Source organism: Thiocapsa bogorovii (assembly GCF_021228795.1).
In the GTDB taxonomy this organism is placed as follows: Bacteria; Pseudomonadota; Gammaproteobacteria; order Chromatiales; family Chromatiaceae; genus Thiocapsa; species Thiocapsa bogorovii.
This window is the reverse complement of the sequence record NZ_CP089309.1, coordinates 4457541-4483639: the sequence shown is the minus strand read 5'-3', so window position 1 is coordinate 4483639 and position 26099 is coordinate 4457541. Positions and strand designations below refer to the sequence as shown.

Below are 26099 nucleotides of genomic sequence, written 5' to 3'. Positions count from 1 at the left end.
GCATTAGGCTATCTCAAGATGGTCACGACGACAAAATGTCCCTGATCCTCCGGTACCGGATTCTACCCGAGGCCGTTCCTGAAGGGGTCACTCGCTGCAAGACACGGCCCTCCGTGCTCAATGCGAGGGGTCTCGTTGTTGACCCCGACCGAAGTAACACCGGGCGCGGAGCGCCGGGGGCAAGCGTGGCACCGCGGTGCGGATGTCACGAGGTCGTGTGATTCTGAAGGTGTACGAGGGCCTCAAGTTTGGGCGGCTGGTCGAACGAGCGAGACCGACAAGCGTCGGCTGACGTATCCTAATCTCCTAGCGCCGAACTTTGGCAAATGATCCAAACCGATAGTCGGCCCTCAGGGATGTCGCCCGATCGTCGCGGACGTCCGACGTCTCGAGCCAAGCTTCGGTGGCCGGGTTTCGGAGCGCCTGTCACGAAGTCCAGGAGCAGCACACGATGATCGACCTACACTGCCACATCCTTCCCGGCATCGACGATGGCGCGCCGGATCTGCCGATCTCGCTGGAAATGGCACGGATCGCCCTGGCCGACGGCATCACGATGACGGCCTGCACCCCGCACATCTACCCCGGTCTGTTCGAAAACCGCGCCGACGGCATCCGAAAGGCCATCGAAGGCCTGCGCCGAGCACTCGCCGAAGCCGACCTGCCGCTCGTCCTCACCGAAGGCGCAGACATCCAGCTCGTCCCCGAGTTGATCGAGGGGCTGCGAAGCGGCACCCATCCGACCCTGCACCGCACACGCTACTTCCTGTTCGAGCCGCCTCACCACACCGTGCCCGTGCGGTTTCAGGAGATGATTCACGACAGCCTCTCCTCGGGCTATGTCCCGGTGATCACCCACCCCGAGCGCCTCACCTGGCTCGACGACGAGCACTACCCCTGGTTCGTCCAAGCGGCCCGACAGGGTGCCTGGATACAGGTCACCGCCGGCGCCCTCACCGGGCGATTCGGGCGAACACCCAAGTACTGGGGCGAGCGAATGCTCGACGAGGGCCTCGTCCACATCCTCGCCACCGACTCGCACGACACCCGCCATCGCCCCCCGCTCCTCGCCGAAGGACGCGATGCCGCCGCCCGCTGGGTCGGCGACGCGGAGGCCGAGCGCCTGGTCAACGACCGACCGCAAGCCATCATCGACAACCGCGTGCCCGCGGACATCCCGCCGCCGCCGATGCTCGATCCCGACCATGTCCCGCACCCGCGCCACCAACCGAAGAAAGGCTGGCTCTCCCGCCTGCTCGGCTCGTCTCAAGACGCCCCAAAGTTCAAATAAACCATTACCCTAGATCCGGCGGTTGAACGGCCGGATCTATAGGATAACCCTGCCGAGTCGTCTTCCCGCGACACCTCGACTTCTCGCCGCGGGACACCTCTCAACGGCGTCACGCATGCCCCTTGCGTTTCGCGCCACGGCTCGAACGAGACAGCCGATCACGCGAAGCCGCGAGAAAAAAGACGGGCGCTGGCCCACACCCCACCCGCGCCTCGCACGAGACCTCTCCGCACCCACCACGAATCCCCTTTACCAGACGCCCCGTTGCGGTGTTAGAGTTGCGATCTCAATAAGGAACGGACACCCGATTGAACCCGATGCAGTACACAAACCCGGCCAGCTCGCGCCACCCGTTTTCCAAAGCGATCATCGCCTTACTGATCGTGACGCTGGTTCTAGCCCCGTTATTTCGCGCCGGCAACACCCCTCTGGCGTCGTTGATGCTGCAATGGCTCGGGATTGTCATCCTGGTTGGGACCCTCTGGACGCCCCGTGCGGTTCCCCTGTCCCGCGTCGAAATCGGGATCCTCATGCTCGTCGCCGCCGTCCCGATTCTCTATCTCATCCCGCTGCCCAGCGCGTTCGTCAACGGCCTTCCGGGCCGGGATCTCTACGCCGCGGGCGAGGCCCTCCTCTCAATCGACACGGCCCCCGCTTGGAAGTCCCTATCCATTCACCCGGACCTCACGTTCTCCGCCGGCCTGAGCCTGCTTCTACCCGTCGCCATCTTCGTCGGCACGCGATCGCTGGACAGCCGCGGACTGCTGCTCCTGGTGAAGATTCTGCTCGCCGTTGCCGCAGTACAGGCCATCCTAGGCCTCGTCCAGTACGGCGCCGGCCAGAACGGAGCGGTCATCCTGACAGTGAGCGGGGCCAACATGGGCTCTGCCGTCGGCACCTATGCCAACCGCAACCATCTCGCCGGCCTTCTGGTCATGATCCTGCCGCTCGCGCTTGCGCTTCTCTACTACAACGTGGGTCGCGAAGGATCGACCGACAGCACCCGCCAGAGCACTTGGCGACGACGCGCCGTCTTTCTCGGCTCGACCCACGGCAACGCTGCCCTCCTTTACGGCGTCGTCGTCTTGATCATCCTGGTGGGTGTGGTCTTCACGCGCTCCCGCATGGGCATCGCGATGGGTATCATCGGTCTGATCATGACCACGCTGCTGTTCTCACGCCGCATCGGCGGAACCAATACCTTCGGCCTCACCGGCACCATCGTCGCAGTCGCGCTCAGCTTCGGCATCGCGATCGGGTTGGCCCCCGTTCTGGATCGGTTCTCGGTTTCGGACGTCGTCGAGGATGGTCGCGTCGAGCTCTTCTCCGCGACCCTTCTGCGCATCGCCGAGCTCTTTCCGTTCGGCAGCGGTCCGGGCACCTTTTCAAGCGCCTTCCCACCCGTACAGCCGATGCTGTTCGGCGGACGATTCCCCAACCACGCACACAACGACTACCTCGAGTGGATCTCCGACGCCGGGCTTATCGCGGTCCTCCTGATCCTCGCCGGCATCGCCGTCTATCTCTATCAGTGGACACGCGTCTACTTGCGTGGCGGATGGCCCCGCTCGCGCTTCATCCAGGCCGGCGCCGGCGTGGGCCTGCTCGTCTTGGGCCTACACGAGTTCGTTGACTACAACCTCGCCATCCCGGCAAACCAGGCCGTGCTCGCCTTCCTGGCCGGTGTCTTCTTTATTCCGCCCGAGCGACTCGACAGCGCATCCGAGCACCGCAGCAAGCGACGCCGCACACCCGATTTGGAGCCCACCCCGACACCGCGGATCCAAGCCACCGGTCTGCCGACGGACCAAATCGAGAACCCATTTAAGGACGCCTGAACACCAATCCGGAAGGCAGTCCAAGACGTACGGACCCGAGATCCAATGGACCAGAACCTCGCCCATCTCACGGACCCCGACACCCCCATCGCCATCATCGGCCTCGGCTATGTCGGCCTGCCGCTTGCGGTGGAGTTCGCCAAACATCGCCCCGTGATCGGGTTCGACATCAACCGAGCCCGTATCGCCGAGCTGCAAGCCGGTCACGACGGCACCCGCGAAACCTCCTCCGAGGATCTGGCCGCCGCGCGACATCTCACCTACACCGGCGACCGCGACGCCCTGCGCCCCTGTCGCATCTTCATTGTCACCGTGCCCACCCCGGTCGACGACTACAAGCGGCCCGACCTGACGCCCCTGCTCAAAGCCTCCGAGACCGTCGGCCAGGTCCTCAAACCCGGCGACCTGGTCATCTACGAATCCACCGTCTACCCCGGCTGCACGGAGGAGGACTGCGCCCCGGTCTTGGAGCGGCATTCCGGGCTTCGGTACCTGTCATCCCCCTCTCCCCGGCCCTCCCCCGCGAGGCTATCTTTTACCCACACTGGACACTGTATCTGATTACGGGTATCGTCCGCCCCCATGCACCTCTTCGGGCGGACATTCACCGGCGCGATCATCGCGCGCATCCGAGCCGCGGCAGCCGAGCCCGGCGTGACGCGCAGCGCGCTGTCGCGCCAAGTCTGCGGGTGGCTGGAGTGGTTCGGTGCCGACGGGCGGGCGCAGGAGGTCAGTTGCCGCAAGGCGTTGGTGGAGCTGGAGCGACGCGCGCTGGTGGTACTCCCCGCGGCCCGCCGCGCGGCGCCGCAGGCGCGCCCGGTCGCGGTGCTCGAGCCGTTCGAGGCGCCGGTCTTCAGTGGTCCGCTGGAGGCGCTCGGCCCGATCGAGCTGGTCGCGGTGGAGGATCGAGAACACGCCCTGCTGTACCGGCGCATGCTCACGTCGTACCATCCGTTGGGTGGCGGTCCGTTGTGCGGCGCGCAACAACGCTATCTGATCCGCTCCCCGGTGGTCGGCTGGCTCGGGGCCTTGGCGTTCAGCGCGGCGGCCTGGCAGCTGGCCGCACGCGATGAGTGGATCGGCTGGTGTGCGCATGCACGGCGCGCGAACCTCAACCGGGTGGTGGCCAATAGCCGGTTTCTCATCCTGCCGAGCATCGCGGTGCCCAATCTGGGCTCGCACGTGCTGGGGCTGGCCGCGGCGCGGGTACAGGCCGACTGGCCGGTGCGCTACGGCATCACCCCGCTGGTGCTCGAGACCTTCGTGGACGAGGCGCAGCATGCCGGCACGGTCTACAAGGCGGCCAACTGGCAGCGTCTGGGGGAGACGACCGGACGCGGCCGCGAGGATCGCACCAACAGCGGCGGGCGCGCCCACAAGGCCGTCTACGTGCTGGCGCTCACGCGTGAGTGGCGCGCGCCGTTGTGTCGGCGCCCGGCGCCCGTGCTGCGGCTGGCGCCACCGGCGGCGCCGACGGGCTCCTGGGCGGAGCAGGAGTTCGCCCGGGTGGACTTCCCCGATGCACGGTTGCGCCCGCGCCTGATCGGCTTGGCCGAGGCGTTCGGCGCCCATCCCACCGCCACCCTCGCCACGGCGTTGGATGGCGCCCCCCATCAGGTCAAAGCGGCGTATCGATTTTTGCACAATCCTCAAGTGGACCTGCAGACGCTCCTCCATCCCCATTACGAAGCCACCGCGGCGCGCATCGCCGCGCAGTCGCTGGTGCTGATCGCCCAGGACACCACCAGCCTCAATTACGATGCCCATGCCGCCACCACCGGACTGGGGCCGATCAACACCCGCCGCGACGGCGCCCAAGGGCTGAAGCTGCACGACAGCCTGGCGCTCACCCCCGAGGGCATCCCGCTGGGCCTGATCGACATCCAGGTCTGGGCGCGTGACCCACAGCAGACCGGGCAGGCCAAGGCACGCAAGGAGCGACCCATCGCCGAGAAGGAAAGCCACCGCTGGTTGAAGAGTTTCCAACGCACCGCCGAGGTCCAGACGCTGTGCCCGCAGACCCGCCTGGTCAACATCGCCGATCGCGAGGCGGACATCCATGAGCTGTTTCAGGCCGCCAGCGCCGATCCGGCCGGGACGCATCTGCTGGTGCGCGCCAGCCGCACCACCCAGCGCCAGGTCGACGCCGAGGACGAGATCCAGCCGCTGTGGGAGCTGTTGCCCCGCCAACCGGTGCTCGGCGGCTGTGTGCTGCACATCCCCGGGCGCGGCGGCCGACCCGCGCGCACCGCGGCGTTGGAGCTGCGCGCCGTCCCGATCGAACTGCAACCGCCCAAGCGGCTCAAGGGCGCGGCACCCCTGAGGCTGTGGGCCATTGATGCCCGAGAGATCAACCCGCCGCAGGACCAAGAGCCCATCGAGTGGCTGTTGCTCACCACGGTGCCGACCACGACCCTGGAGGAGGCGCTCGAGCGCCTGCGCTGGTACGCCGCGCGCTGGAACATCGAGGTGTTTCACCGCACCCTCAAAAGCGGCTGCCGCATCGAGGATCGCCGCCTCGGCGATGCCGACAGCCTGCAGGCGTGTCTGGCCATCGATCTGGTCGTCGCCTGGCGGGTGATGGATCTGGCCAAACGCGGGCGCGAGACCCCGGACATCCCCTGCACGGTCTTCTTCGAGGAGGCCGAGTGGCAGGCCCTGGCCTGCCATCATCAGCGCTCGCCCACCCCGCCGCAGACCCCGCCGAGCCTCGGCGAGGCCATGCGCATGGTCGCCCGGCTCGGCGGCTTTCTCGGGCGCAACGGCGACGGCGATCCCGGGGCCACCGTGCTGTGGCGTGGCCTGAACCGGCTTACCGACATCACCGAGACCTTCGCCATCTTCTACCCCTCGATCCCGGCTGGGCCCTGAGGGCTGTGTCCAGTGTGGGCAATAGATAGCCCGCGAGGGAGGAGGGAGCCCACACTTCCTCTCCCCAAACCTCCACCGCCAGGGGCGAGGGAGCTGACCTCCCCTCCCCCCTCGCGGGAGAGGGGCCGGGGGAGAGGGGGCATCAAACCAACACCTTCCACCTCGGCTACTCCCCCGAGCGCATCAACCCCGGCGACCACGAGCACCGCCTCACCACCATCAAAAAGGTCACCAGCGGCTCCACCCCCGAGATCGCCGCCATCGTCGATGCCCTCTACAACGAGATCATCGTCGCCGGCACCCACCCCGCCAGCAGCATCCGCGTCGCCGAGGCCGCCAAGGTCATCGAGAACACCCAGCGCGATCTCAACATCGCCCTCATGAACGAGCTCGCCCTGATCTTCGGCAAGCTCGGCATCGACACCCTGGAGGTCTTGGAAGCGGCCGGCAGCAAGTGGAACTTCCTCCCCTTTCGCCCCGGCCTCGTCGGCGGGCACTGCATCGGCGTCGACCCCTACTATCTGACCCATAAGGCCGTCGCCATTGGCTACCACCCCGAGGTCATCCTCGCCGGGCGACGCATCAACGACCGCATGGGCGCCCATGTCGCCTCGACCGTCGTCAAACTCATGCTCAAAGGCGGCATCGGCGTCTGCAACAGCCGCGTGCTGGTCCTGGGATTCGCGTTCAAAGAGAACTGCCCGGACGTGCGCAACACCCGCGTGATCGACATCATCCAGTCGCTGCGCGAATACAACATCGCCGTGGACTGCTACGACCCCTGGATCGACCGCGCCGAGGCCGAGCATGAATACGGGCTCGACTGTCTTCCCGAGCCCCCGCCGCCCGGCAGCTACGACGCCGTCATCCTCGCCCTCGCCCACCGCGACTTCATCGACCTTGGCACGTCAGGAATCCGCCGCTGGGCCAAACCTAAGTCGATCCTGTACGACGTCAAATCCGTCCTCCCGGTCGATGCCGTCGACGGACGTCTCTGAAAACGCCGCGCACCCGCAGGTGTCAAGATAGATGTCGCACATCAAGACCCTAGCGAGGCTTCGCCTCAGACCGACGAGTCATGGTGCAGGCTCCGGCGTGGGGCGGCCCCGGTTGAGCAACGGAAGACTAAACTTCCGATAGTAGCCGCACGTAGCGGCGTGTGGCGCGTGGCCAAGATGTCAACCGGGGCCTGCCGTCATGTTAGTCCAAACCGTCGCAGAGTTGCTGAACGATCGGGTCACGCTGGAGCTCGAAGGAATCGATCGGCTGTATCTCAACCTGTATCAACCGCGGCTGCAGACCGGCGGCGGGGTCGCCAACTTCTTCAAGGTCCATCGCGGTGCCAAGGTCGCCTCCACGGTGCTGATGGCCCCGATCAGCCGCGCCTTCGTCAAGGCGATCGATCGGTTTGCGCAACGCGAGGGCGTGGAGATCGTGACCTTCGCCAAGGTACAGCGCAAAGACGACATGACCCGCGAGCGGCTCCGCGACTTCGCTCAACCGGAGGGTGTCCTGTACATCGGCAAGGCCCAGGAGCGGTTTGCCAGTTTTCGCATGATCAAGAAGATCAGCGCCCACACCGGTCAGCCGTACCCTTGGTTCACCCGCGGGACGGTGATGTGCAACCATGACTACTTTTATTTGGTCGACGCGGACTTCGGTCCCCTGTTCATCAAATTCTGTTCCTACTTTCCCTACACCGCGCGGGTTTGCCTCAACGGTCATGAGTACGTCAAACGCCAGTCGGCCAAGGCGGGCATTGCCTTCGAGGCGCTGGACAACGGGCTGCTCGCCTGCGCCGATCCGGCCCTCGCGCAACGCATCCTCGATGACCTGAACGAGGCGACGGTCCCCCTACCGGCAGATCGACCGCTCGGAGCTGGCCGATGTGGTCGCAGGCCATCGCGCGCGCATGGCCGAGCACCCCGAGGCAATGCGCGCGCGAGCGGCGCTCTGCGAGCACACCTTCGGCACCCTCAAGCGCTGGATGGGCTGGGACCACTTCCTGGTCCGCGGCCTGGAGAAGGTCCAGGGAGAACCGGCCCTTGTGGTCCACTGCTACAACTTCCGACGGGTCTTGAGCATCCTCGGACTCGACGGATTCCGGGCGGCCTGTGAAGCGCGCCGCCGCTCGGGCGGGCAAGGCCAACTCGAAGCGTCATTTTTCATCGTCTGCAGCTCATGGGGGCGCCTGCAAGGGCGCCTCGCGCGCCGGTCCGCCTCGCGGCGCCGATTCGCCACCGCCGCCGCGGCGCCTTTGCGGTACCGCCCGCCGCCCAGGCGAGTGCTTGCACGGGTCGACGGGCGGCCGCGGAATACTTGCCCGGTCTCGGAGCGGTGTCACGCATGCCGAGACGATCCGCGCCAACTGCCACCATGGCCAAAGCGACCAACGAAGCCCCTTACGAGCACCTTCCAACAACGCCCCGCCATTCTTACCCCTATGGCGAAAGCCAAACAGTGGCCTCGATCGGCCTACGGGACGGAAGAGTCCGGGGCGCTGCGGGTCGCGTTCAAGCGTCGCGATGCCTGCTTCTCGGCACCCCTGCCGCGGCCGTGCTGCTGAAGATCGACATCCAAGGCTTCGAGCAGGAAGTGCTCAAGGGCACCACCGATCTGCCACCGAAGATCAACGCGGTCGAAGTCGAGGCCTCCGATCTCGATTTCTACGAGGGACTGGTCCTGCACGAGGAGATCGCACACTTTCTGATCGAAGCCGGCGTCAGACTGGACGCACGCTTCAATACCCACGTCCACCAGGGCGAGCCGGTGCAGGCGTGGCTCGGCTGTTTCGGGGCTGAATTTCGGGTGTATGCGAACCAACACCGTGAGCCAAAATGAATAGGCCCCTTTCCTGGGGGTCCCCTGATTTGGCAGCCCGAAGGGGCCGTCGCCCGCGTGTTTTCCGATTGCATGTTAGAATCCGGCGCAACATCGACCGATCCTTAAGACCGAGCAACCGGACGTCTGGCTCGACGACATCCTCGATGCCGTCGGCCCGGACAGCCCGCTCCGCACGGAGCGGTCAAGACCATCGTGCGTGAGAGCTCAAGCATTGCCATGACATCCGTTGTCGCACTCTACGAGGCCTTGACCACGGCCCCCGACGATCGCAGTCGAGCTCGCGTCATCGCCGAAGCCTTCGAGGGTCTGGAAGCTCGCTATCCGCACCTGCCGGATTTGGCCACGCAAGCCCATGTGCGGGAGACCGAGCTGCGGCTGCAGAAAGAGATCGAGCAGGTGCGCGCCGAGCTAAAAGCCGATATCGAGCAAGTCCGCGCCGACCTGCGCGCGACAGAGCTGCGACTCCAAAAAGAGATCGAGCAAGTCCGAGCCGACCTAAAAGCCGATATCGAACACGTCCGAGCCGACTTGACGTTGAAAATCGAACAACTGCGCGGCGACGTCGCCCGCAGCAAGATCGACCTGCTCAAATGGCTCGTGCCGCTCATGCTCGCCCAGGTCGCGGCCATCGCCGCCTTGGTCAAGCTGCTTTAACCTCATGCCAGCCCCCAAGATCGACGCCGACGTTTGCGTAGGACTTCAACGGCAAGAGAGCAACGTGAGGTGGTCTAATGGCAACGGACACCTCAGTTAAGGCACCGTCCTGAAACTGAGGTGAAAAATGGCGATACGAAAGACGTACACGAGGGAGTTCAAGCAGGACGCGGTGAGACTGGTCACGGAGCAGGGCTACAACCCCTCGGAGGCGGCGAGGAATCTCGGCATTGATCGGGGAATGCTTGGCCGCTGGATCAAGGAGCTCCAGCAGGATGAGGGCGAGGCCTTCCGTGGACATGGGAAGCTCATCCCTGAGGGCGAGGAGTTGCGGCGCCTGCGCGAAGAGACTCGGCGCCTGAAGACGGAGCGAGAAGTGTTCAAAAAGGCGGCAGCCTTCTTCGCAAAAGAGTCGAGCTGAGGTTTCAGTTAATCGCCCAAGAGAAGAAGGCGCATCCGGTGAAGCGGCTGTGCCGATTGATGGGCGTGAGCCGCAGCGGATTCTATGACGATCTGAGGGGCCAGGACCGGGATCCAGACCCGGAGCATGAGGAGAGACTCGAATGGGTCAAGGAGCTGGCCGAGGGGTCGGACAACACGTACGGCTCCCAGCGCGTGGCCAAGGCGTTGCGCGTGTTGGGCTATCGGGTCGGGCGACATCAGGCGCGTCGTCTGATGCGTGAAGCGGGCGTCCGGGTGCGTGATCGGCGCCGGTACCGAGCGACCACCAGGAGCAAGCATTGCCGGCCGGTGTTTGAAAATCGTTTGCAGCGGGACTTTGCAGTGGAGGCCCCTGATCATGTCTACGCCGGTGCTATTACCGATGCGTGGACGCAACAGGGATGGTTATACCTGGCTGTGGTCATCGACCTGTATTCGCGCAAGGTCGTTGGCTGGTCGATGGAGCGGCGTCTGGCCAGCACCTTGGTCTATGGCGCCCTGCAGATGGCGCTGTGGCAGCGCCGGCCGCCCAAAGGGCAACTGACCCATCATTCGGATCGGGGCGTGCAGTACGCCAGCCGGGCCTTCCGCACACTGCTCAAGGCGCATGGCATTGAGGGCCGTATGAGTCGCAAAGGGGACTGCTGGGATCACGCGGTGGTCGAGAGCTTTTTCGGATCTTTGAAGTCCGAGCGGGTTTACTGGCGTACCTACCGGGCCCGCCGGGAGGCCTGGGCCGACATCGTCGAGTCCATCACGATGTTCTAAAACAGCCGGCGCCTGCATTCGTATCTGGGCGACGAGAGTCCAGATGGGTCCGAAAGAAACGGCCGATCGGCCGATGCGGCTTAACGGGGTATCCGTTTTGGCTTGACCACCTCATGGACGGGTGCTTCATACCCACGTCCCCCAGGGTGAGCCGGTGCTGGCGGATCTACCGTTTCGGCGACGAATTTCGAGTGCGTGGGATCCAACGCCGTGAGCGAAAGTAAATCTATCGCCTTGTTTTCCATGAGACCCACCGCGTCGATTCGGGCCTGAGACGACACCCTGCATGGAGCCAGCCGACCCCGATCCCACACGACTACTGCTTCTCTCGGGAGAACTTCGGGCGCCCCGCGATTGCCGAGGATTTCCTGCAACACGACCTCCCTGCCAAGATGTTGGCCGAGATCGATCTCGGCACCCTGACCATGCCGAAAGACAGCTATTTCGCCCCGGAACTGCGTCAGATCTATTCCGATCTGGTTTGTCATGTCGGTTATCGCGGCAAGCATCACGGCAAGACACTCAGCCTTTACCTGCTCTTCGAGCACAAGAGCCCACCGGATGGCTGGGTCATGCTGCAACTGCTGCGCTACATCCTCGCCAGCGGCGAGGCGTACCGAAAACAGCACCCCAAGGCACGCCGTTTACTCTCGGTTTACAACCTCGTGCTCTATCACCGTCAACGTCCTTGGCGGGTTCGTGAATTTTTCCACGATCTGGTCAGCCCGCTTCCCGAGGCGTTGGCACCCCGCGTGCCCCAGTTCCGCTATGACCTGCATGAGATCTCCGCCCGCAAAGTCGCAGAAATCAACGGCGAGATCCTCACCAGCCTGATTCAACTGGCCGTGCAACATCTACAGCGACGAACCGCGCGAGCGCCTGCGCGAGCTGCTGGACCTGATCGATACCCTCATCGACCAGCCCACGGCGCTCGATATCCTGGAATCGTTCCTGCGCTACTATGTTTGAGGCACCCGTCGTCAGAGCTGGTCCCATCTCCTTGGCCACCGCGCTCAAGGGCTTGCCGTCCTTCACCCGCTTCACCGCCTGTTCCTTGAACTCGGCGGTGTACTCTTGCTTCGGAATCTTCTGCATTATCGTCTTCAGCGTGACAGACAGTCTACGTCACCCTTGGAAGACTAAATTTCGGGGGAACCTCACCTATCAGGATGTGGGTGCGACCGGGAAAAACCGGCTTTCCTGTCCGGCACGACCTATTCCATGAAAGGCTCGCAGGGAGAAGCCGGCCTCTTTCCCCTGCTCGGCATTCCAGTCGGGTACAACACGACCGAGAACTGACCGGGCTGCCTCGTCGTCGCGATCGGAAAGGGCTTGGACGAGATCGCTCAAGGCGGAGCGGAGCAGGTCGGCGCCGGGTGCTTCCGTCCGGCGCGCGATGTGGATGCGTGGATGGGGGGTCTCGGCAAAACCTTCAGAGGGATAGAAGAGCTCCTCGAACAATTTTTCGCCGGGGCGCAGCCCGGTGAACTCGATCTTGATATCACGGTCTGGTACCAGCCCGGAAAGCCGGATCATTTGCTCGGCCAGATAGTGGATCTTTACCGGCGTGCCCATGTCGAGGACGAAGGTTTCGCCGCCTTTTCCGATGACTGCGGCCTGCATGATGAGCTGGCATGCCTCGGGGATCGTCATGAAGAAGCGCTCGATGTCGGGATGGGTGACCGTCACGGGTCCGCCACGCTCGATCTGTTGTCGGAAGCGCGGTACGACGCTGCCGGCCGATCCCAACACATTGCCGAAGCGCACCGTCATAAAGCGACAGGCGGAGCGGCTCTGAATGTCTTGACAGAGTAGCTCCGCAAAACGTTTGCTGGCCCCCATGACATTAGAGGGGTTGACCGCCTTATCGGTCGAGATCAGCACGAAGCGCTCGCAGCCGCACCGATCCGCCGCGGAGGCGATGATCCGGGTCCCGATCACGTTGTTGTGCAGCGCCGCCTGGATCTGATCCTCCAAGAGAGGGACGTGTTTGTAAGCTGCGGCGTGGAAGACGACATCCGGTCGTAGTTGGTTGAAGAGGTCGTTGACCGCGACCGCGTTGGTAATATCCACCAGATAGCGGGCAAAGATCCGCGGACTCGGGCTGTCGAGCAACTCGGTTTCGATCTGGTAGAGGTTGTACTCGCCATGATCGAGCAGGATCAGCCGCCGCAGCCCGCAACTGCGCAACTGGCGACAGAGCTCCGAGCCGATCGAGCCGCCCGCACCGCTGACCATCACGAGGCGATCCGCCAGGCCGCGCCGAATGCCGTCCCAATCCAAGGTCACCGGCTCTCGCCCGAGCAGATCCTCGATCGAGACGGAGCGCAGTTGATTCACGCTGACCTGACCGTCCATCAACTCTTTGATCCGGGGCACCGTGCGGAAGGGCCGCCCGGCGGACTCGCAGAGTCCGACCAGCCGCCGCATTTCCTGTGTGGATGCGCTCGGTGCGGCTAAGAGGACGACGTCGATCCCGAAGTTCTCGGCCAGTTGCGGAATGTCGTTGGTTGTGCCTCGGATCGGCACGCCGTGCACGACGCCTCCCTGCCGATGCGGCTTGTCGTCGACAAATGCGACCGGGACGTAGCCCGACTTGGGATCGCGCAACAAGTCACGGACGAGCATTTCGCCCGCGCGCCCGGCCCCGACGATCAAGACCCGCTTTCCCCCGCTGAAATCCAGTCGTCGGTCTTTCATCCAGCGATAGAGAAGCCGCGGCCCGACAAGAAGCATGAGCTGGAAGATCACGAACAGTGCGGGCAATGACCGCGGGATATAGGCCATCCGATTTAAGGCGAAGAGCAAGAACAAGAGCAGGGTGGTGCCGACGAGGACGGCTTGCGCGATCCGCACGAGATCGTCCATCGACGCAAAGCGCCATACTCCTCGATAAAGCCCGAACATCCAGTAGACCGAGCCGATCACCAGCACAACCAGCGGGAGCGTGTCGATCGCCTCGTCGATGAATTCCGGAGGAACATACGCGAGATTGAACCGCATCCAATACGCCAACCCCCACGCCATAGGGATCATCAGCAAGTCGTGCAGGAAGACCAAGAGGCGCGAGCGTGCGCGCTGGAACCAGATCTTCATCACGGTTGGCCGACGCTCTGGAGCGGGGACATGAGAGCAAAGGTCGGGCCCGGCGGGTCAGGGGGCGTCGCGAACGGGCTTTCCACGGTTACTCCGGCAGGGGCGTCGGCGATGACCCCTATGTTAACACTACGGTCTCGGGTTCAATTGCGGCGGATGTAAGGAGCTTCCGGAGTGAACGAGGATGCGGGCATTGAGCCGCCTCGAACTCTCGGCACGAGACCGGCAGCATACGATGAATGCCCGCAAGCGCGACACCCGGCGCTGGTTTACCGGGCGAACCACTGTGGCGGGGCTGAGCACCTGGTTCGACCGAGAAGCCGGATATCCGTGTGGGGGGCACGTCCGGATCCATGGCAGCTGCCGGTGAGTCATCAAACACTGCCAACCCGCGCCGAGCCTGCTCGTGACGCAGAGCGCCATGGGGCAGGCGTGACACCGCAAAGCGGCTGTCACGGGGCCTTGAAGGTCGGCCCGCCTGCCTTGGAGATCGCGTCGGGTTCTGCACCCCGAGACGCGTCAGCCTCTCTGCGGGGAGGTCGCCGGTTGCAGGCGCTCGGGCGGTCTTTGCCGGTAGGCCGCGGCCTCCCGATCCGCCGCAAAGGACGAATCGCCGTCGCCGGTCATGTTGAGCGACAGGAAAGGTTCGGTGACGGGCAGCACGACGAGGCGTACCTCGTTCTGCCGACACCAGTCCCGTAGGCGCTCATATTTGAACCGATTTGGCTCAAACGTCGTCCAGAGCTGATCGATACGATGGACCGCATGTACGGTGTCGAGATCCCGCTCCGAGCCCAGGATCGGGTAGCCGGCGATGTGGCGGCCGACGAGATCGCGATCATTGTCGTCCAAAAAGCCCGCCACCCGGGCATCGGGGAAACCGTGGTTCAGCAAACTGGCCACCGCCAGGCCGCGGTGTCCGGCGCCGTAAAGCGCAACGACCGACCTGGGGTCGCCTCCGTGCGCCCGACGCGCTTCGGCTTCGCGCTTGAGGTTGTTCGCGCGCCTGAATCGCTCGCGATAGAAGACGCGCGCAGCACCCATCTGCATCAGAGTCAGCATAACGGCGATCATTCCAACCCCGATCGAGGCATTGCGCTCGCCTCCGACCAGCACGAGAAGATAGGCGATTGTCCAGCCGACAAAGACAGAAACGGCCAAGCGGATGGCATCGGTTGCTGCAAAATGCCTCACCATGCCGCGGTAATTGCCACCCAGGATCAGCACGGGTAAGACCACCAGCGGAATGAGCCAGATGCCCATGACATAGACATCCCATAAGTGGCGCGTCGGCAGACCGTCGAAGCGCAGGATGTTCGCCCCCAGCCAGGCCAGCTCCAAGATCACGAGATCGGCCACGAACGCCTTGCCGGCTCGCCGCCCCAGCTTGTTCCAGTCGATCGCGCCGACAATGCTGCACCACAGGCCGCGTACGATCCAATGCGCATCCGAGAGGACCGTCGCGCGGCTGAAATAGTCGAGATCGTTCCGTGCTTTCTGCGGAAACAGTTGCTCCCGGTAAAAGACCTCCGGATCCTGATCCGGCGGGTAGAGATGCGACTCGTTGCGAAAAGCCACCTGATTCGGGCCGAAGATCCCGGGAAGGTAATCATGCACACGCGCGAATTCGCCGGTGAAGAGATCCTTGAACCGCTCGGTTTCCGGTCGCGGGCCGACAAACGACATCTCCCCGATCAGGATATTCCAAAGCTGCGGGAGCTCGTCGAGCTTGGTCCGCTCCAGTACTCGTCCTAGACGGGTCATGCGCGCGTCCGAAGCCACTGTGACGGCGGCGCCCTTAGTGCCCCAGTTGTCAGGGAACTTGCGGAACTTATGCATCAAGAACAGGCGTCCGTTCAGTCCCAGACGCGGCTGAGAGAAAATCACCTTGCCGGGCGAGTCCAGCCGAATCAGCAGTGCAACGAGCAACATCAAGGGTGCGCTCACGATGAGCCCTAGCAGGGCCAGTACAACATCCATTGCGCGCTTGAGAGATCCATTCATGATCAATGACTCTGCATCGGGAGCTCGCCGCGCTCGGCCAATTCCTGTGCGCGCGCAAAGTCTTCCGGTCGGCCGATGTCCATAAATTGACCCACATGTCGATAGACCCGCGCAGAACGCCCTTCATCCAGCATACGATACATCAGATCGTCGAAGCCGTACGGTACGCCTTTGGGGATGAAATCCAAGATCTCGGGCTCCATGCAATAAATCCCCATATTCGCCGAATAACTGAGTGTCGGCTTTTCGCGAAACTCGGATACGACGCCATTCTTTTCGTATTCAAACACGCCCATGTTGACAGGTACCAAGGTCTCGGTAACCGCGATCGTCAAGGCGTCTCCGTGCTCGCGGTGAAAACGGAGCATGGCACGCAGGTCCAGGTCGGTGATCATATCGCCGTTGAGCACCAGGAAGGTCTCGTCCAGCCGGTCGCGCAAGAGATCAAGAGCACCCACCGTGCCCAGCGGTTCCTTCTCCTCGGTATAGTCGATGTGCATGTCCCAGCGGCTGCCGTCGCCGCACAGCAGCCGCAGCAAATGTCCCAGATAGCCCGTGGTCACATGGACCTCATGCACCCCATTGCGACGCAGCCAACGCAGCAGTATCTCGATGACCGGAAGCTCGCCGACGGGCATCATCGGTTTCGGAAGGATCAGTGTATAGGGTTTGAGTCGTGTGCCCCGACCGCCCGCTTGAATCACTGCTTTCATGAAGTGCTCCCTGATCGAAATCCCATTCAATGCGATGTTTTTTCCAATCGAGCCGATGCGCCCGATTTACGGTCTCCTTGGTCACTCCGACTCGTCGGTCATCGGAGCATTCGGCTCTACAAGCGCCGTTAGGTGGACAATGGTCGTAGGGTGAACAAATACAGTGCAGTCCGCCCTACCGACCAGAAATAGCGTCAACGCCGTCCGGCGGTACGCTCGACGGCAGCTTTACAAGCCGTGCTTCGACCCATTCGCTGTTCGGCAACTCGGCGCGCGGGCAATCCCGAAAAGGTGCCAGAGTGTGCATGGGGTTCCAGAGTGGCCGCGTCATCACGCCGTGAGCGTTAGTATATTCCAGAACGAGGTCCCGCTCCTCGCGGTCGCGTGCAAAGAAGGCGTTGAGCCAGAAATTGGAGGTTGCTTCATCGGGTTCGTGCATAAAGATACGATCCGTCTCGTCAAACCAGTCCGCATAGTACCCTGCCAAGGCCCGTTTGCGGATGAGGTAGTCAGGCAACACCTCCACCTGCGCGCAGCCGAGGGCGGCATTCAGGGCCGGCAGCCGATAGTTGAAGCCGACCTCGTCATGGATGAAGAGATACGGGTGAGGCTGCTTGGCCGTGGTCGTCAGGTGCTTCGCGCGGCGGGCGAGGGCCTCGTCGTCGGTCAGGATCATCCCGCCGCCGCCGGTGGTGATGATCTTGTTGCCGTTGAAGCTGAGTGCGGCGATCTTCCCGAACAGCCCGGTGTGCCGCCCTCGATAGAAGCTCCCGAGCGACTCGGCTGCATCCTCGACCAACAGGATATTCCAGTCCGCACAGACCTCGGCGATGCGCTCGATCCGCGCCGGGTGGCCGCAGGTGTGCATGGGTACGCAGGCGCGGATGATCCGACCCGTGTCCCGATTCCAGCAAGAACCGTCGTTGCGAATTTCGGCATGCTCGTCCAGAAAGTCGGCGAGACTTTCGGGCGACAGTCCCAAGGTCTCGCGATCGACATCCACGAACAGCGGATGCGCGCTGCAGTAACGGATTGCGTTGCAGGTCGCCACGAACGTGATCGACTGGGTGACCACTTCGTCGCCGGTCCCCACGCCAGCGAGCAACAGTGCGGTATGCAGCGCCGCAGTGCCGTTGACGGTTGCCACGGCAAAGCCCGCGCCGGTGAAGGCGCGCAGCGCGGTTTCGAAGGCATCGACGTGGCGTCCCACCGACGACACAAAACCGCTGTCGATGGCCTCAAGCAGGTAATCGCGGTCCCTGCCCGCAAACTGCGGCGCATGCAGCGGTATGAAATCATCCGTTCTGTACCGGGTGCGAACGGTGTCGACGAGCCCCCGCGCGAAATGCTCCACATCTCCGGTCATCTTGTCGACCTGCCTCGTGTCACCATGACTAGACCCTCTCCTTTGCACATCATGCCGGAACGATCGGCAGGTGTCTCGACCGATTGTCGGGCCTGTGTCCTTTCTCGACGTGCCGCGGACGAAACCCTCAGGGCTCGTGACATCCGCCCAGCGGTGTTATCCATGCCCGGTGGCGTTCTGCGTCACGGGGCCCGCATCCTAACCCTAACACCGGGAATTTTACATCTTCTCATCCAGATACTTGCCGGTGTCCTTGTGTCTGAAATCGGGCAACATGGCATGGAACAACTCGACCAACTCGGCGCGGCCCCACTCGCCGCGTGCCTTCAGGGCATCGACGCTTGCCAGGAAAAATTCCAACCTAGCGGCGTCGAAGCGCGGTTCGTTCCGGATCACCCCGATGCTCTCGAACCGAGCCATATCCAAGGTCTCCCGGTCCGTAAAAAACTCCTCGAAGTCCTTTTCACCGCTCGTGTCGCTCGCGAAGAAGCAGCAGGGCCATTGTTGTCGCGCCAGGCGCTCGTCGATGCAGGCCCGCGCCTCGTCCTCGGTGGCGCAAGGAAATGCCTCGTAGCCCCGAGCCGCCAAGTAACGCTCGGCGATCTCGGCAAAGGTGATGAGATGCAGCCGCTCGCTGAGCTTAGGGAAGAAGATGTCGCGGTTCTTCCCGAGCAGGCAGGACATCAGACACAGCTCGCCCGACTCCTGGGGGGTCACGAAATAGCGGCGCACGTCGCTGGGCGCCGCGAACGGCTGGCGCTTGGCGAAGCGCTGGTTGAACCCGTGCAGCAGCGAGCCGTCCGAGAAGGCGACATTGGCGAAGCGCGCCGTAGAGATCGGCAGCTCCAGACTGGCCCGCATCAGGAACATCTCCATGATCCGCTTGCTCGCGCCCATCATGTTGACCGGGTTCGCCGCCTTGTCGGTCGAGACGCAAAAATATTTCCGCGCCCCGCCGGCCTGCGCTTGCGTAATGGTCGCGATCGTGTTGAGGATGTTGACATCCACCATCCGCATCAGGGTGAAGGGATCCTTCTCGCTGCGCACATGCTTGAGCGCGGAGAGGTTCAGCACATAGTCGTAGCCGCCGCTCCAGCGCATCAGCGCATCGAACTCCACCGATCCGCAGTCGATCGCGAAGGTGCGAAAGTCCCCGTCGATGTAGCCAAGCGTACTGCGCAGATCACGCACCAGCTCGACCATGTTGTTCTCGCTGATATCCACCACATGCAGCGCGCGCGGGCCACGTTTGAAGATCTCGCGCACCACCGCCTTCCCGATCGACCCCGCCCCGCCGATCACCAGAAACCGCCCCTCGGCCACACGGGCAGACAACTCGCCCTCGAACCCGGCGATATCCGCATCAAACAGCGGCTGATCACGCCCGATCAGTTCCAAAACATTCATTTTGCAAGCTCCTTAAAGTACGGTCGATTCGGGCGAACCACGCCGTGCATGCCGATGCGATGCGGCGTACAGCCTGCCTAGAGCCCGCGCAGCGGCCACGTCGCGGCGACGTAGGGGCGACTTCAGTCGCCCAGTGTTTTGACCGAAGCGGCCGAAATCGGATGGGGCGACTGACGTCGCCCCTACACTACGCCCCGCAGCCCGCCAATCAACCATAACCCAACCGCCCCAAACCCCCCCGACCAGCGCCGTCAACCGTGCGACCGTCTCCTCATCCAAGGCGGCGCTTCCCTTGCCGACGCTGCCGCCGTGAACAGCCCGAACGGCAGACTCCTGCGCGTGGCGATCCGCTTCGAGGCCAAGGAACGCCAGGACGCGCTCCAGCTCATGCCCGGGATCGGCGACGAAATCCGCGTAAACCACCTCGAGCCAGCGCGAACGAAGCATGGCCTGAAGTGCGTCGTAGGCGTGCTCGACGCCGCATTGCCATGGAATGGCGCAGACCTCGTCGAGCGGATGTGCGGCCAACAACTGATTCATATCCGCCATCCGAGGCCCCCGGAACGCCAGCCGTTCTCTGCCGGGAGACCAGCCGATACAACCGGTTCCAAAGATAGCGGCCAGCGTAGTCAGGCAAATCCGACGGCGGGACAAAGCGTGCCTTGCGGGCCGAATCGGGAATGTCCAGCGGAGCCGTCCAACGACGCATCGCCGAGCCCAAGGTATCGAGACCGTCGCGACGGTTGAAGATGTCACGCGCCTCGGACACCACGGCATCGACGAACGGCATCCGCAAGGAATTGGCGCAGGTCTTCTCCACCACGACCTCCACCCGACCGCGGCGCGCGACACACTCGAAGGCCCCCCCGATGGACTCCCCCTCAGTCGCCGATCGCGATGAGCGTGGTACTGCCCCGGTTCTCCAGGAGAGTAAGCCGGGGCCTTGCCGTCGTTTAGGCAGATGTTCGCTTGATCTGTTTGCCGCCTGGTTTCCCGGCGGTGCCGCGATATCTCCGCCATGCGACGATTCGGCGCCCGACTCCTCGCAGAACCGGACGTGGAGTGTTACACCATCCGGCTCCCGGCCCGAGTCTTCCGCCGTGGAACAGGGGAGCGAGTCCAGCGCCCTGTCGACTCCGCGCGTGCGGCTCCCGCCGCCGCGCCGAGCGTTCCGCGCACCGCCACAAGGGCGGGCACGCCGACGGCGTGAAACGCGCGAGCATGGTTGTCACGGACAGAATCCTCTCGGTGGAGGGCCGTGCTTTACCCGCGCATTGTCCTGGGCCGCCACCCCTTTGCTCGACCCGCATGACCGGGCGTCACAGCTCCTATGGGTGGCTCCGACTTCCACGCATCCCCGCCCGCGTCCTCGCTTTTGACACTTGTTCGCGGGTGCCCGCTTCCTGCGGACCGATGCGCGGATCTCCCTGGTTACCGCGGAGTCTCAATGTCAGGCTCGATACGGTCTCTGACCCGGGAGTATCCGTGCCGCTCGCCAGAGCGCGACACGGATTGTTGCCTACCGGCGGGACGAAGCCGTCGGCACTCACCAACCAAAATTTTCGGGGCTCACACCTTCAGGGTCGGCATCACCCGTTACCTTTGCACCTCGCCTGCTGTCGTGCCTACGCATCGACGCGCCTGTGACCAGTCGCGCCGCAAGGCTCGATACCGGGCTCGCGGCGCACGATTACCCGGGCGGGAGTTCCACCCGCTAGAACACGCGGCCTTGCCAGGCCGCACCGTCCCCGGTTTCCTCCTGGAACATCCCACGCCACTCCTAACTGGATCGGATCTGCTCCAACAGGTCAACGGAGACTCGGTAGCCGAAATTCGACATCTGCCGAATGCACCTCTCCGCACTCTGGATCAGCCCTCGCCGTTCCGCCATATCGAGCAGCCGAACCGATCCGACGATGTTGAGCCCCTTGCGCAGCGCATAGCGCCTCGCCAGCCGGTCGTCTACGATCAGCAGTGAACGCGCCCGGTCCTCCAGGGCCAGTCGGATCGAATCGCTTTCACCGAGCCCCAGGCTCGGGGTCAAGGGAGCCGATTCCCTTGCATGGGCCTCGACAATCAGCCAGCCGTCCCGGATGGATGCAGCGATCCGTTGAGCGTCCAATCCCTCGGTCACCAAGCATTCGTTCCGCACCGACGCGGTGATCCGGATCCGTGAAAACAACACCCGCAGGACAAAAAGTCCGTCGATTCCAGCAAATGCGATGAGTGGCCCAGCGTCGGCGATTACGACGCGAGCCATCGATCCAGGTCCGCGGCTTCGTGCCTAGTGGTTTCGTCGAAGCGGACAACGTCGATACCCAATTCACCGAGGTACTGAAGAAACGCCTGCGTGACCATACCACTCAGCCGGACGGCCCCGCCCAAAGACAGTGTACCGTCTTTGAAGAGTGCCGCAGCCAAGGCTGGTCTCACCGACTGCTCCCCCTCGGCAACCGACTTGTCGAGGTGCACGATCAGCGCGTTGGGTTCATCGCCTTTCAGCACCAGCACAGGCGACTCTTCTGCCTGGCGCAGCGCGAGAGAGGGGTTCTTTTTCAGATTTCTGACATTCGTGGCGTGCATGTTTCATCCCGGAAGCTGGCAGTTGGGTCGCTTTACCGTAGCCTACGCCTCGTAGTCTACGGTGTCGATGCAGCGCCGATCCAGGACGGGGCAGACCTCGCATCGCAGCCATTCCAGCGTTTCCTGCAGGCTAGGCTTGGGCAGGACCAGTCCAGCGCCCCACGACCGGGGACCTGGGACAACGAGGTAAATTATCCCCGAATCGGACACGGTTCATCCGTCGACGGAATCCAGTCGCGCAACTGCTCCCCGTTCGCGTGCCCGGCGCAACGCTGCGTCGGTGCCAGGGGGCGACTGAAATCATCCCACACCTACATCCCGCAGCCCGACAATCAAGTGCCACGATGGCCGAAGGCACGAACACGACGCGACGATTCGCCGGCCCCAAGCAGCTGGCTCGCAAGCCAGCGAGGCCGAGCGCTCGCCGATCGCGATCCTCGCGAAGCCCCGACATCCCCGGATCGACGACTTGCAGTCGTCTTCTTACGCCGGCTAGACGGTCCGCGGGATCCATGTCAACGCGACGATCTCGGGAACCGCGCTGAACGCGTTTTGGCCGGATTCATCAGCGAGGCCCATCGGTCACCGATCGCGATAACCGTGGTAGGAGAGTAAGCCGGGGCCTTGCCGTCGTTTAGGCAGATGTTTGCTTGATCTGTTTGCCGCCTGGTTTCCCGGCGGTGCCGCGATATCTCCGCCATGCGACGATTCGGCGCCCGACTCCTCGCAGAACCGGACTTGGAGTGTTACACCATCCGGCTCCCGGCCCGAGTCTTCCGCCGTGGAACAGGGGAGCGAGTCCAGCGCCCTGTCGACTCCGCGCGTGCGGCTCCCGCCGCCGCGCCGAGCGTTCCGCGCACCGCCACAAGGGCGGGCACGCCGACGGCGTGAAACGCGCGAGCATGGTTGTCACGGACAGAATCCTCTCGGTGGAGGGCCGTGCTTTACCCGCGCATTGTCCTGGGCCGCCACCCCTTTGCTCGAACCGCATGACCGGGCGTCACAGCTCCTATGGGTGGCTCCGACTTCCACGCATCCCCGCCCGCGTCCTCGCTTTTGACACTTGTTCGCGGGTGCCCGCTTCCTGCGGACCGATGCGCGGATCTCCCCGGTTACCTCGCGAAGCGGTCAACTGCCGGATCTAGGGTTACGGCTCCTTGCCCGCGGGTGCGGATTCTGGCGATGCGAGCAGAAGATCCGCTCCGATCAGGGGGATCAGACGCGCGAGGACGTCCATCATCAGCCCCGGTTCACCCTCGGCAGCCTTTTTGACCTGGCGCGCCTTCCAGTCCAGGGTGTGAACGAGGTTGCACACCACCACGCATGGCTGATCGAGGTTACGCACGGGAACCTCGGTTAGCGCATCGCGAATGCTCGTGCTGATTGGGCAGCAGATCAACAGACCGGTTCGTTGGTGATAGACCAGGCTGGTCAGGACCAGGGCCGGTCGATACTTGCCGATCTCCCGGCCTTTGGTCGGCTCGAAATCGAGCCAGACGATGTCGTTGCGGTCCGGGATGAAAGCGGGTGCCACATCAGTGATCCTGTTCGGAGACGATGAGGATGGGCAGTTCATCGGCGTGTGCCGTAAAAGGGGTGAGTCCATCGAGGAGGGTCGCTTCGGAGAAGGGAAGCGGGCGTCGAGGCTCCGTTGCCTGGCGGCGAATCAGCAGTCCTTCATCGGTGATCTCCATCGTGACGTGCGCACCGCGCTTCAGGTTAGCCAGTTCGCTGACGGAACGGGTGATCCGCAGGCCCAGGCTATTGCCCCATGGCTGGACGATACCTTCAAAACGAACCGTGGACGTTTTGCTCATGTCATGACCTCATTCGGGGGCGTATTGGTAAGCCCGGTATAGCCATTGTAGTTACACTGACAACCGGGAGATCCTGAGCGACGTGAGAAAAGCGGTCAGAGCCCTTTCTTGCAACCACCGAGCGCGCGCCTTCATCCATACATGACATATTGTGTAGAGTGGATCAGCACAGCGCATCCACCACCCCGCTGGCCGGGAGCGCCGTCGGCCGAACCGGAGCGGCGCCTGGTGGATGCGGCGCGGCCGACGTTATACCAATGGCCAACCGTCGAGCGCGCGCCTTCTCCACTCTACATCGCTTTGGGCGGACGCATGAGCGAGCCCGATCGGTCGCCGATCGCGATGACCGTGGCACGTCCCCGGTGTCCGGAGCATCACCTATTTTGTAGGGTGGATAAGCGCAGCGCATCCACCACCCCGCTGGCCGGGACCGCCGTCGGCCGAACCGGAGCGGCGCTCATTCCGTGAGCCTGGCGGAAGATTTTTTCTAATCAGGAGCGCACATGACCGGACCCGGCCGCAGGGCGAGAATCCGACCCGAAAATCGCCGGATCCGAGGCTGGTCAGCGGCTCAATGAAAGAGCGCATCCGGGGAGTCGGCGGTGAGGATGCGTTCGGACCAGAGACGCAAGGTGTCGCTGTCGGCGGACGCGACGCGCTCGCGCAAGGCATTGGCGGAGGCCTCGCCGAATTTCTTTTCGATCTGCCAGAGCAGGAGGTTGGCCTCGCCTTGGCGATTGCCTTTCTCGATCCCGGCACGCTCGACGGTGGTGACGTACGGCATCTGTTTGCTCTCCTCGTAGGTGAAGATCTCTTGGCGGAAGGCCGTTTCCAGGGTCCCGGGCAATTGGATCATCCAGTCGATAACGCGGAACAGCTCCAGGATGGTCTTGCGCGCGTAACCGCGATCATACATCAGGCGAATCAAACGAAACTTCCAGGCCTTGCGGGTTTCCGCATCCTTGGTGGCCTTGGCGCGGATCTGGGCCATGACGACCAGGGCGAAGGGGTTGTTGCTGGCCTCCAGCGCGGGCCAGGCTTCGGGGGTGTCCCAGTCGATGAGCTTGACCATCGGGAAGCGAAAGTCGACCGAACAGCCCCAGAGGTCATCGGAGTAGTGCTCGGGGCGAAAGCGCAGATCGGTGTCGGCGAGCACGGCGAGGCTGGCGACGGGTACGCCGTGGGCGTCGCGGATCTTGTGGTTGTAGACGAACATGCGCTCGGCGAAGGCCGTCTCGGGCTCGCCCTGCACCTCCACGTGCACCAGCACCCAGGCCGGCTGACCGTCGAGACGGTGCAGACCGACGAGTTTGTCGGCGTAGCGGCGACCGATGTCGGCGTCGCGGACGATCTGCTGGAACTCCTTGTCGAGGAAACGGTGGCCGCGTGACCAGTCGATGCCGGCGTGGATGCGTGGAAAGAGCAGCGCGAGGAACTCCGGGAAGTAGCCCTCCAGCGCCTCCTTCCAAGGGCTGTCGTGGTCGCTGAGGGGCGTGGTCTCGGCGGTGTCGGTCATGCGGAGCTCCGGTGACGGGCGATGGTCGGAGTTTAGTCCCCTGCAGGGTTTGATGAACAATCAACGTGCCGTCCAGGGGCGCTTGAGTGGATAAGCGCAGCGCATCCACCACCCCGTCGGCCGGGAGCGCCGTCGGCCGAACCGGAGCGGCGCCTGCGAAACAATGTGTCCATTGTCAATCCGCCTTGGTCTCGGTTTGCTCGCGCAGCGCGCGGGCTCGATGCGCCAACGACGCAACAGTTTCGTCTGGCCATTGAGTCTGCCGCCATTTCGTATAATCGAACCGTTCGCGATTGAGCAGAGCGATGAAGCGTTCGGCTTCCACAACGCCTAAAGCATGGGTTAATAGCTGGATTCCGTGCGAGCGAATCTCGGCATCAGTTCTCATTGTTTGACTCCTGAAGCATACGGATGAAGTCCACGGGATCTGCAACGCTCAAACGGCTTTCGCTTCTCATCTTTCGCAACAAAGCATGATCTGTGGTCAAGAACCAAGTTGCGCCGGCTTCGATGGCACTTGCGACATGCAATGAGTCCATGGGCTTGATGCCCTTTTTTGCAAACTGCTCAGCCAATGCCTCGATTCTTTGGCTCGTGTCGACGTTCACCGAGGCCAGGGATCGCCACATCTGGATTGCGATCCGACGTTCCATGTCCGGGTTCGCGATGTTCTCAAGATCGAGAATTGCCGACCATGCAAGCGAATAAACGCCTTGTCGAATCGCGTCCTGAACGAATAGTTTGGCCTCGGTTTGAAGCCGGATCAACAGCTGGCTCTGATCGTCGAACGGCCGATTGAATCAGCAAATATCCAGGTAAATGAGCGTCATCATCTTGCTCCGTTGCTTTATACTGCTTCGCCATCGCTTATTTGACCGGTCACCCAAACC

General features: G+C 63.4%; 20 protein-coding genes and 4 pseudogenes. 10 read left to right on the top strand and 14 right to left on the bottom strand.

The genetic code is table 11. From position 1 onward, the window contains the following. The first annotated feature begins 451 nt into the window (after nucleotides 1-451). From LT988_RS19880 to LT988_RS19860, 5 genes and pseudogenes are all read left to right on the top strand, one after another. Nucleotides 452-1291, top strand: a complete 840-nt coding sequence (locus LT988_RS19880) for a tyrosine-protein phosphatase (RefSeq protein WP_232407239.1) — start codon at nucleotides 452-454, stop codon at nucleotides 1289-1291. A 317-nt stretch (nucleotides 1292-1608) separates the two neighbouring features. Then, the gene (locus LT988_RS19875; protein WP_232407238.1) at nucleotides 1609-3129 is read left to right on the top strand and encodes an O-antigen ligase family protein; all 1521 of its coding nucleotides are present in this window, start codon (nucleotides 1609-1611) and stop codon (nucleotides 3127-3129) included. A gap of 45 nt (nucleotides 3130-3174) precedes the next feature. Next, a pseudogene (locus LT988_RS19870) lies at nucleotides 3175-3615 on the top strand (NAD(P)-binding domain-containing protein); the annotation flags it as partial. A gap of 96 nt (nucleotides 3616-3711) precedes the next feature. Then, nucleotides 3712-6000: an IS4 family transposase gene (locus LT988_RS19865; RefSeq protein ID WP_232407237.1), complete on the top strand. Its 2289-nt coding sequence runs from the start codon at nucleotides 3712-3714 to the stop codon at nucleotides 5998-6000. 131 nt (nucleotides 6001-6131) lie between these two features. Continuing rightward, nucleotides 6132-6998, top strand: a pseudogene (locus tag LT988_RS19860) (nucleotide sugar dehydrogenase); the annotation flags it as partial. Between the two features lie 202 nt (nucleotides 6999-7200). Here LT988_RS19860 and LT988_RS25420 read toward each other — a convergent pair. Further along, nucleotides 7201-7818, bottom strand: a complete 618-nt coding sequence (locus tag LT988_RS25420) for a hypothetical protein (RefSeq protein ID WP_332460495.1) — start codon at nucleotides 7816-7818, stop codon at nucleotides 7201-7203. A gap of 94 nt (nucleotides 7819-7912) precedes the next feature. Here LT988_RS25420 and LT988_RS19850 point away from each other — a divergent pair, with 94 nt between their 5' ends. From LT988_RS19850 to LT988_RS19830, 5 genes and pseudogenes are all read left to right on the top strand, one after another. Next, nucleotides 7913-8566, top strand: a complete 654-nt coding sequence (locus tag LT988_RS19850) for a transposase (protein WP_332460585.1) — start codon at nucleotides 7913-7915, stop codon at nucleotides 8564-8566. Then, nucleotides 8557-8841 (top strand): FkbM family methyltransferase, encoded by a 285-nt coding sequence (locus tag LT988_RS19845; RefSeq protein ID WP_232407235.1) that lies wholly within the window; start codon nucleotides 8557-8559, stop codon nucleotides 8839-8841. The genes LT988_RS19850 and LT988_RS19845 overlap by 10 nt, the downstream gene beginning before the upstream one ends. Nucleotides 8842-9060: 219 nt before the next feature. Further along, nucleotides 9061-9498: a CCDC90 family protein gene (locus LT988_RS19840; protein WP_232407234.1), complete on the top strand. Its 438-nt coding sequence runs from the start codon at nucleotides 9061-9063 to the stop codon at nucleotides 9496-9498. A gap of 127 nt (nucleotides 9499-9625) precedes the next feature. Then, a pseudogene (locus LT988_RS19835) lies at nucleotides 9626-10704 on the top strand (IS3 family transposase); the annotation flags it as partial. Nucleotides 10705-10931: 227 nt separating this feature from the next. Next, a pseudogene (locus tag LT988_RS19830) lies at nucleotides 10932-11561 on the top strand (Rpn family recombination-promoting nuclease/putative transposase); the annotation flags it as partial. A gap of 310 nt (nucleotides 11562-11871) precedes the next feature. Here the strand turns inward: LT988_RS19830 and LT988_RS19820 are convergent. The 13 genes from LT988_RS19820 to LT988_RS19760 all read right to left on the bottom strand — a co-directional run bounded on the left by LT988_RS19820 (nucleotide 11872) and on the right by LT988_RS19760 (nucleotide 25976). Beyond that, on the bottom strand, nucleotides 11872-13803 hold the full coding sequence (locus LT988_RS19820; RefSeq protein WP_232407233.1) for a polysaccharide biosynthesis protein: 1932 nt from the start codon (nucleotides 13801-13803) through the stop codon (nucleotides 11872-11874). Nucleotides 13804-14322: 519 nt separating this feature from the next. Then, nucleotides 14323-15807 (bottom strand): sugar transferase, encoded by a 1485-nt coding sequence (locus tag LT988_RS19815; protein ID WP_232407232.1) that lies wholly within the window; start codon nucleotides 15805-15807, stop codon nucleotides 14323-14325. Nucleotides 15808-15809: 2 nt separating this feature from the next. Then, on the bottom strand, nucleotides 15810-16520 hold the full coding sequence (locus LT988_RS19810; RefSeq protein WP_232407231.1) for a nucleotidyltransferase family protein: 711 nt from the start codon (nucleotides 16518-16520) through the stop codon (nucleotides 15810-15812). Between the two features lie 175 nt (nucleotides 16521-16695). Next, complete coding sequence (locus LT988_RS19805) at nucleotides 16696-17886, bottom strand: LegC family aminotransferase (protein WP_232407230.1); 1191 nt, start codon at nucleotides 17884-17886, stop codon at nucleotides 16696-16698. A 219-nt stretch (nucleotides 17887-18105) separates the two neighbouring features. After that, on the bottom strand, nucleotides 18106-19293 hold the full coding sequence (locus tag LT988_RS19800; protein ID WP_232407229.1) for a UDP-N-acetylglucosamine 4,6-dehydratase: 1188 nt from the start codon (nucleotides 19291-19293) through the stop codon (nucleotides 18106-18108). 12 nt (nucleotides 19294-19305) lie between these two features. Next, on the bottom strand, nucleotides 19306-19833 hold the full coding sequence (locus tag LT988_RS19795) for a sulfotransferase (RefSeq protein ID WP_232407228.1): 528 nt from the start codon (nucleotides 19831-19833) through the stop codon (nucleotides 19306-19308). Nucleotides 19834-21073: 1240 nt separating this feature from the next. Next, entirely contained in the window at nucleotides 21074-21553 is a 480-nt protein-coding gene (locus tag LT988_RS19790) for a hypothetical protein (protein ID WP_232407218.1), read from the bottom strand. Further along, the gene (locus LT988_RS19785; protein WP_232407217.1) at nucleotides 21538-21876 is read right to left on the bottom strand and encodes a UPF0175 family protein; all 339 of its coding nucleotides are present in this window, start codon (nucleotides 21874-21876) and stop codon (nucleotides 21538-21540) included. The genes LT988_RS19790 and LT988_RS19785 overlap by 16 nt, the downstream gene beginning before the upstream one ends. A gap of 1147 nt (nucleotides 21877-23023) precedes the next feature. Next, on the bottom strand, nucleotides 23024-23410 hold the full coding sequence (locus LT988_RS19780; RefSeq protein ID WP_232407227.1) for a type II toxin-antitoxin system PemK/MazF family toxin: 387 nt from the start codon (nucleotides 23408-23410) through the stop codon (nucleotides 23024-23026). Nucleotide 23411: 1 nt separating this feature from the next. After that, nucleotides 23412-23693 (bottom strand): AbrB/MazE/SpoVT family DNA-binding domain-containing protein, encoded by a 282-nt coding sequence (locus LT988_RS19775; protein WP_232407226.1) that lies wholly within the window; start codon nucleotides 23691-23693, stop codon nucleotides 23412-23414. Nucleotides 23694-24264: 571 nt separating this feature from the next. After that, nucleotides 24265-25209 carry an RpnC/YadD family protein gene (locus tag LT988_RS19770; protein WP_232407225.1) on the bottom strand — a complete coding sequence of 315 codons (945 nt, stop codon included), beginning with the start codon at nucleotides 25207-25209 and terminating at the stop codon, nucleotides 24265-24267. Nucleotides 25210-25384: 175 nt separating this feature from the next. Then, entirely contained in the window at nucleotides 25385-25597 is a 213-nt protein-coding gene (locus tag LT988_RS19765; RefSeq protein ID WP_232407224.1) for a hypothetical protein, read from the bottom strand. Next, entirely contained in the window at nucleotides 25587-25976 is a 390-nt protein-coding gene (locus LT988_RS19760) for a PIN domain-containing protein (protein WP_232407223.1), read from the bottom strand. The genes LT988_RS19765 and LT988_RS19760 overlap by 11 nt, the downstream gene beginning before the upstream one ends. Between the last annotated feature and the right edge of the window lie 123 nt (nucleotides 25977-26099).